This window comes from Streptomyces sp. NPDC005195 (assembly GCF_040608315.1).
GTDB classification, from domain to species: domain Bacteria; phylum Actinomycetota; class Actinomycetes; order Streptomycetales; family Streptomycetaceae; genus Streptomyces; species Streptomyces kaempferi.
Genome location: NZ_JBEXHZ010000123.1, coordinates 1 through 6,923, shown reverse-complemented (window position 1 = coordinate 6,923; position 6,923 = coordinate 1). Strand labels below are relative to the sequence as shown.

The 6,923-nt window shown below is 72.4% G+C and carries 8 protein-coding genes and 1 riboswitch; of the genes, 5 read left to right on the top strand and 3 right to left on the bottom strand.

The genetic code is table 11. The features are described 5' to 3' along the window. Positions 1-30: 30 nt before the first annotated feature. A complete protein-coding gene (locus tag ABZV34_RS36230; protein WP_356286553.1) occupies positions 31-597 on the bottom strand; it encodes a PadR family transcriptional regulator in 567 nt (188 codons plus the stop codon). Positions 598-682: 85 nt separating this feature from the next. On the opposite strand from ABZV34_RS36230, the gene ABZV34_RS36225 reads away from it, so the two are divergent. Beyond that, on the top strand, positions 683-1,084 hold the full coding sequence (locus tag ABZV34_RS36225; RefSeq protein WP_356286550.1) for a nuclear transport factor 2 family protein: 402 nt from the start codon (positions 683-685) through the stop codon (positions 1,082-1,084). A gap of 68 nt (positions 1,085-1,152) precedes the next feature. Next, positions 1,153-1,563 carry a four-helix bundle copper-binding protein gene (locus ABZV34_RS36220; RefSeq protein ID WP_356286547.1) on the top strand — a complete coding sequence of 137 codons (411 nt, stop codon included), beginning with the start codon at positions 1,153-1,155 and terminating at the stop codon, positions 1,561-1,563. Here the strand turns inward: ABZV34_RS36220 and ABZV34_RS36215 are convergent. Next, positions 1,552-2,151 (bottom strand): histidine phosphatase family protein, encoded by a 600-nt coding sequence (locus ABZV34_RS36215; protein WP_356286544.1) that lies wholly within the window; start codon positions 2,149-2,151, stop codon positions 1,552-1,554. The genes ABZV34_RS36220 and ABZV34_RS36215 overlap by 12 nt on opposite strands. A gap of 170 nt (positions 2,152-2,321) precedes the next feature. Beyond that, a riboswitch (cobalamin riboswitch) is annotated at positions 2,322-2,413 on the top strand. Between the two features lie 62 nt (positions 2,414-2,475). Here ABZV34_RS36215 and ABZV34_RS36210 point away from each other — a divergent pair. Together ABZV34_RS36210 and ABZV34_RS36205 are read left to right on the top strand one after the other, a co-directional pair. Beyond that, positions 2,476-2,697 (top strand): CbtB-domain containing protein, encoded by a 222-nt coding sequence (locus tag ABZV34_RS36210; RefSeq protein ID WP_168526353.1) that lies wholly within the window; start codon positions 2,476-2,478, stop codon positions 2,695-2,697. A 125-nt stretch (positions 2,698-2,822) separates the two neighbouring features. Beyond that, complete coding sequence (locus ABZV34_RS36205) at positions 2,823-4,013, top strand: acyl-CoA dehydrogenase family protein (protein WP_356286540.1); 1,191 nt, start codon at positions 2,823-2,825, stop codon at positions 4,011-4,013. 25 nt (positions 4,014-4,038) lie between these two features. On the opposite strand, the gene ABZV34_RS36200 is transcribed toward ABZV34_RS36205, so the two are convergent. Then, complete coding sequence (locus ABZV34_RS36200) at positions 4,039-4,515, bottom strand: hypothetical protein (RefSeq protein ID WP_356286537.1); 477 nt, start codon at positions 4,513-4,515, stop codon at positions 4,039-4,041. 433 nt (positions 4,516-4,948) lie between these two features. Here ABZV34_RS36200 and ABZV34_RS36195 point away from each other — a divergent pair. Continuing rightward, positions 4,949-6,923: tetratricopeptide repeat protein (locus tag ABZV34_RS36195; protein ID WP_356286534.1), on the top strand; the 1,975-nt coding region annotated here is incomplete at its 3' end.

Below are 6,923 nucleotides of genomic sequence, written 5' to 3'. Positions count from 1 at the left end.
TGCCCAGTTCCTGCCCAGTTCCTGCCCGGGTCACGAGCGGCGCACCGCGGCCCGCCGCTCCAGGATGTCCAGGGCCCGCTCCGCCCACCGGATGTTCTCCTCCTCGAAGGAGCGTCCGCGCATCAGGGTGAGATAGGGGCCCACACGCTCCGCGCGGGCCAGGTACTCGTCCTCGGTGCGTCCGTCCAGCAGGCGGGCGCGCAGCCGCTCGTAGCGGGCCAGCTTGGCGCGCGCCGCCTCCAGCCGCTCGGCGATCGCCGCCCGTACGGCCGCGTCGTCGCCCGCGTCGACGGACTGCACCTTGACCAGCAGTTCGTCGCGGATGGCGGTGGGTTTCGGAGGGTCCGCCGTGAACTCGCGCAGGGCGGCGCGGCCCGCCGCGGTGAGGGAGAAGACCCGCTTGTTCGGACGCCGCTCCTGCCGCACCAGCCGGGCTCCGATGAGCCCCTCGGACGTCATCCGCTCGAGCTCCCGGTAGAGCTGCTGCGGGGTCGCCATCCAGAAGTTGGCCACCGAGGCGTCGAACTCCTTGGCCAGGTCGTATCCCGACGCCTCACCCTCCAGGAGCGCGGCGAGGACCGCGTTGCGCAATGCCATGGGCCAAGGCTAGACGGCACACACCCCCGCGACTAATCTCTTACGCACCTATTCAATTAGTTGACTATGAGAGCGGGGACCACCGATGCACCCCTTCCGCAAGGCCGTGGAGGCCGGCGACCTTGCCGCGGTCGAGGAACTGCTGGCCGACGACGTCGTGTTCACCAGCCCCGTCGCCTTCAAGCCCTACCCGGGCAAGGCGATCACCGCGGCCATCCTGCGCGGCGTCACCCGCGTCTTCACCGACTTCCGCTACGTACGGGAGATCGCGGGTGCCGACGGCCGTGACCACGCACTGGTCTTCACGGCGAAGGTGGGCGACAAGGAGATCAACGGCTGCGACTTCCTGCACTTCGACGAGGACGGCAAGATCGACGACCTGATGGTCATGGTCCGCCCGCTCTCGGCGGCCCACGCGCTCTCCGAGGCGATGGGCGCGCAGTTCGAGCGGATCTCGCGCGAGGCGGCGGAGGCCGCGGGCCGGTGAGCCGCGCCCCCCGGGGCCGATCGTCCACCCGGTGTTTGGCGCGGCCCCCGGGGGGCTACCCGCGCCGGGTGACCACGACGAGGACGAAGACGAAGCAGACGACCGCACCGGCACCCGAGCGGGAACCGATCCGTTTCCTGGAGGACCGCTTCGACTGCGCGCAGGCCTGCGTCGAGTGCGCCCGCGCCTGTGCGCTGCGGGCGAGCTCCTTGGATCCCGACGGATCCGAGGTGCGGCAACTCGCGCGCCGTATGGGCCTCATGTGCGCCGAGGTGTGCGACGCGACCTGCCTCGTCCTGGACGGGCAGCACCCCCGGGGCGAGGCGGGCATCCGTGTCCAGGTCGAGTGGTGCCGGTCCGTCTGCCGTGAGTGTGCGGACGTCTTCGACCGGTGTCCCGGCGCGCAGGTCAGCGCACGGGCCTGTCGCGCGTGCGCCCAGGCCTGCACGGACTTCCTCGCGACGCTGTCACCCGTCTGAGTCACCCGTTCCCGCCGGCCGGGCGAGCGGCCGTCCGGCCCGTACGTTCCAGCGCCCGGAGCGGCCGCTGAACTCGGTGGCGGTCAGGGGCGGTACGTCGACCCGCCAGAACGCCGACTCCGGTGCGCCCAACACCCGTACCACCAGAGCCCGTACCACCTCCGGCTCCACCACGGCGACGGTCCGGCCCGTCGACCGCGCGGCCGTGTCGAGGCAGCCCGCCACCCGGTCGCAGAACGCCCGCACCGACTCCCCGCCGTGCGGTGCCGCGCCGGGATCGCCGAGCCACTGGGCCACCGCCTCCGGCTCCTTCGAGCTGACCTCCTCCAGTGTCGCGCCACGCCATCGGCCGACGTCCAGGCCGGCCAGCTCCGGGACGTCGAGCACCGCGTCGAGGCCCAGCGCGGCGGCGGTCTCGCGGCACCGCACGGTGGGGGAGACCCACAGTCGCTCCGCGCCGGGGACCGAGCCCGCGGCGGCCCGTGCGAGCCGCAGTCCCGCGGCTTCCACCCGGCCCCCTTCGTCGAAGCGGGCCTCCCGCAGCGCCGCGCTGAGCGCGGCTGAGATCAAGATCACTCGGCTCGTCATACGTTCACTCTCGTGCGCTGTCGTGTTCACCCGTGCCCGAAACCCCCTGCCGGAACAGGGAATCCGCCGACGTCACCCCGGCCCCGCGGCGCAACGGCGGTGCGGTCGCGCGCCCTTGGCCGGGCCCCGGCTTCGCGGTACGGTCTGGATGATATTGACGACGGTTCGGCGGAAGTCCGGTGGGAGTCCGGCACGGTCGCGCCACTGTATGCCCGGCGGACGTCACCCCTCCCAGGGGCGGCCCAGGCCGGGCGAGTCAGACCCGGGGCTGTCGTCCTGTGCACCACCGAGACGGGACGCGAGTTCCCCAGGAGGTACTGCCCCATGGCGCAGTCCGTCGCCCAGCCGACCGCCACCCCCACCGCCGTTCCCGCCAAGCTGCCGATCGGCGCGATCGTCCCCTGGGCGGTCTTCTTCGGCGTCCTGATGCTGGTCCTGCTCTACTTCGTCGGCGCCGAGCAGGGCGCCACCTCCCTCGTGTCCGGCGAGAACGTCCACGAGTGGGTGCACGACGCCCGCCACCTCCTCGGATTCCCCTGCCACTGACGGCCCGGACCGAAGGGGGCGCCCGCCGGGGCGCCCCCTCACGCATGTCGCCGCCATTCCCTATTTCTGGAACACGTTCTACGGTGTGCGCCGTCAGGTCCCGCCTTGGGGAGCCAGGAGGCGCCGTGCATCTCGAATACACGCCGGAGCAGCAGCGGTTGCGGACCGAGCTGCGTGACTACTTCGCCGGGCTGGTGCCGGACAACGCCTATGCCCGGTACGGCGATCCGGCGGCGCAGAAGCGGTTCTACCGTGAGACGATCCGCCGCCTCGGCACGGACGGCCGGCTCGGTGCGGGCTGGCCCAAGGAGTACGGCGGCAGCGGACTCACGCCCATGGAGCAGTTCATCTTCTTCGACGAGGCCGCCCAGGCGGGCGTACCGCTGCCCCTGATGGCGCTGAACACCGTCGGCCCGACGATCATGCGGTTCGGCACCGAGGAGCAGAAGGGGTACTTCCTGCCCAGGATCCTCTCCGGCGAGATCGACTTCGCGATCGGCTACAGCGAGCCCGACGCGGGCACCGATCTGGCCGCGCTGAAGACCCGGGCCGTACGCGAGGGCGACGAGACCACCGGCCACTACACGGTCAACGGGCAGAAGATCTGGACGACGAACGGCGACACCGCCGACTGGGTGTGGCTCGCCGTCCGCACCGACCCGGACGCCCCGCCCCACAAGGGCATCACCATGCTCCTCGTACCGACCTCCGACCCCGGTTACTCCTGCACCCTCATCAACACCCTCGCCTCGCACGACACCACCGCCAGTTACTACGAGAACATCCGCGTCCCCGTCTCCCGCCGGGTCGGCGAGGAGAACAAGGGCTGGCGGCTGATCACGAACCAGCTCAACCACGAGCGCGTCACCCTCGCCGCCCACGGCACGATGGCGATCCGCGCCCTCCACGACGTCCAGCGCTGGGCCATGGAGACCAAGCTCGCCGACGGCCGCCGGGTCGTCGACCTTCCCTGGGTGCGCCGCCGGCTCGCGCAGACCCACACCCGGCTCGACGCCATGAAGCTCCTGAACTGGCAGATGGTGAACGCCGTCCAGCAGGGCACCCTCACCCCGCAGGACGCCTCCGCGGTCAAGGTGTACGGCTCCGAGGCGCGCCGGGACGCGTACGCCTGGCTCATGGAGATCGTCGCCGCGCCGGGTGTCCTGAAGGAGGGCTCGGCGGGCGCGGTCCTGCACGGCGAGCTGGAACGCGGCTACCGGTCGGCGGTGATCTTCACCTTCGGCGGCGGCAACAACGAGATCCAGCGCGAGATCATCTCGTGGATCGGGCTGGGGATGCCGCGGGTGCGGCGTTGACCTCCCGGTGTGGAAGCCCGGTCCTTCACAGTGACCACCAGCAGTACAGGCGCAGGCCGGCCGGCTGAGCGCGGCGGGCCAAACCGGCCAGGGCTTCCAGGGCGCCCCGGGCCGTCTCGGCGTCGACCTGGTTCTGCCGCAGTTCGGCGGTCATGGACCACGACTCCGCGAAGCGCCGGAAATCGCCTCGGGTCGCTGTGACGAGGGCGGTCACCAAGGTGTCCGACAGGCTGAACACGAGCGGGCCCTGGCCGTGCGCCTCGGACAACAGCTGCCCGGCGCGTGGGCGTCGACCGGCCTCCTCGTAGCTGCAGTCGGTCGCGATCGCCTCGAGCCGGGCGATGGCGACCACCGGGTCGATGCCCTTCAGGGAGACCGCATCGAACCCGGCCGGGCCCGGTCCTCCCGGCGATCCGTCCACGGCGACGGCGGCTTGATCGTCGGCGGCGGAGAAGTAGTCGCAGAGCGTCATGCCGCCGATTCTGGCACCCACGACCGACATCCCCGCCGGCACGACCGGAGCACTCGAGGGGTGATCGCACGGGGGCCGGGACCCGGAGAGCGTCGAGGAGTGCGAGGCAGGCCGGGCGGCTCCCGCCAGGCGGCTGCGGTGCACGTCACTCCGGCGCGCGTCGTGCTGTCGCGGCGCGTGGTGCGGCCGGCGTACGCCGCTCCGCCGCCGTACGCCCACGAGGTGCGCGGCGGACCGGCCCCGCCGCCCGGCACGGGGACCCGGCGGGTGCCTGTCGCGGGCGTCGTACCGCGGCGCGTTCCCGGACGTCTTCACCGGCTACGCCCGTCCGAGCGCGTGCTGCGGGCATGGCGTGGCTCGGCCCCGGCTCGCTCCGGGTGCCGTACAAAGTCGACAGACAACTCGCCATACTGGACAGGCCAGGGGAGGGTGCGGCGAGCAGCGACGGGGGCGATCGCACGAGATGGCGCAGACCAGGCTGATCCAGGGCCGGTACCGGCTGTTCGACATGATCGGGCGGGGAGGCATGGGCGAGGTGTGGCGCGCCCGCGACGAGTCGCTGGGGCGGCAGGTCGCCGTCAAGTGCCTCAAGCCTCTCGGCCCGCACCACGACCCGTCCCTCACCGGTGTCCTGCGGGAGAGGTTCCGGCGTGAGGCCCGGGTGGCCGCCGCGCTGCAGCACCGCGGGGTGACCGTGGTACACGACTTCGGTGAGTCCGACGGCGTGCTGTACCTGGTCATGGAGCTGCTGGAGGGGCACAACCTCGGTCAGTTGCTGGGGGAGAACGAGCAGCGTCCGCTGCCGGTCGCCGATGTCGTCGACATCGCCGACCAGGTGTCGGCCGCGCTCGCGTACACCCATCAGCAGGGCATCGTGCACCGGGACCTGAAACCGGCGAACATCATGCGGCTCGCCGACGGCACCGTGAAGATCTGCGACTTCGGCATCGCCAGGCTCGGCCACGACATCGGCCTCACGGCCCGGCTGACCGGCACCGGTATCGCGATGGGCACCCCGTACTACATGTCGCCGGAGCAGATCAGCGGTGTCGAGGTCGACCGCCGCAGCGATCTGTACTCCTTCGGATGCGTGCTCTACGAGATCGCCACCGGGGCACCGCCGTTCGCTCACGACGACGCGTGGGCGGTCCTCATCAGCCACCGCGACACCTCTCCCGAGCCGCCGCGCAGGCACAGGGCCGAGCTGCCCGAGTACGTCGAGCGGATCATCCTGGACCTGCTGGCCAAGGAGCCGGACCGGCGGCCGCGGGACGCCCGTGAGCTCGGCCGCCGGCTCAGCGAGGGCCGTACGACTCCGGTGCACGTGCCGACGGTCGTGTCCCCGGTCCTCCACGGGCCGGCTCCCGGCCGGCGGAGCCTTACGTCCTCGGCCCAGTCGCAGGCGCAGCCGCCGCCGTCCCATGACCCTGTGCTGCCCTCCTGGACGCGGGGCATGACCACCGGCCACAAGGCGACCGGCGTCGGGCCGCGGGTCACACCGCCGGACGCGGCGGCCGGACTGACCGGCGAATGGACCGTGGGTACGTCGGCGACGGATTCCGGACCGCCGGACCGCACCGAACTCCCCACGCCGTCGCCGGAGGTGCTCACCGCCCTGGCGGGGCGGCACGACGCGGGACTCAGCCTGGGCCGGCTCGGCCGGTGGACCGAGGCGGGCGAGGTGCACCGCGCGGTCGCCGCCGAACGGGAGCACGTCCTGGGCCCCGACCACCCCGACACGCTCGCCAGCCGGTACGAGGTCGGCTTCACGCTCAGCCGCACCGGCCGGCCGGCGGACGCGCTGGACGCCTACGCGCACGTCGCCGGGGTCAGGGAACGGGTACTCGGCCCCGACCACCCCGACACCCTGGCCGCCCGACAGGAAACGGCCTACGTCCTGGGCCGGTTGGGCCGTCACTTCGAGGCGCACCAGGCCTATACGACCGTGCTCGCCGCCCGGGAGCGCGCCATGGGGCCCGACCATCCGGACACCCTGCGCTGCCGCCACAACCTCGCCTTCAACCTGAGCAGACTGGGCCGTCCGGAGGACTCCTACCGGATGGCGAGCGAGGTCGCGGACGCCCGTGCGCGGGTGCTCGGTCCCGACCACCCGGACACCCTGCTCACCCGCTACGAAGTCGCTTACGCATTGGGCCAGTTGGGAAGCTGGCCGGAGGCGCTGCGCACCTACCGGGAGGTGGCCGGGGCGCGGGCGCGGGCGCTCGGCCCCGACCACCCGGACACGCTCTCCGCCCGCTACGAGGTGTGCATCAGCCTGGGCCGGCTCGGTCGCAGCGCGCAGGCCCTGGAGCTGTACCGCGACCTGATCGACGACCGCACCAGAGTGCACGGCCCCGCCCACCCCGAGACCCTGCGCGCCCGGCACGGACTCGGCGTCAACCTCGGCCGCCTGGGGCGCTGGGAAGAGGCGCTCGCGG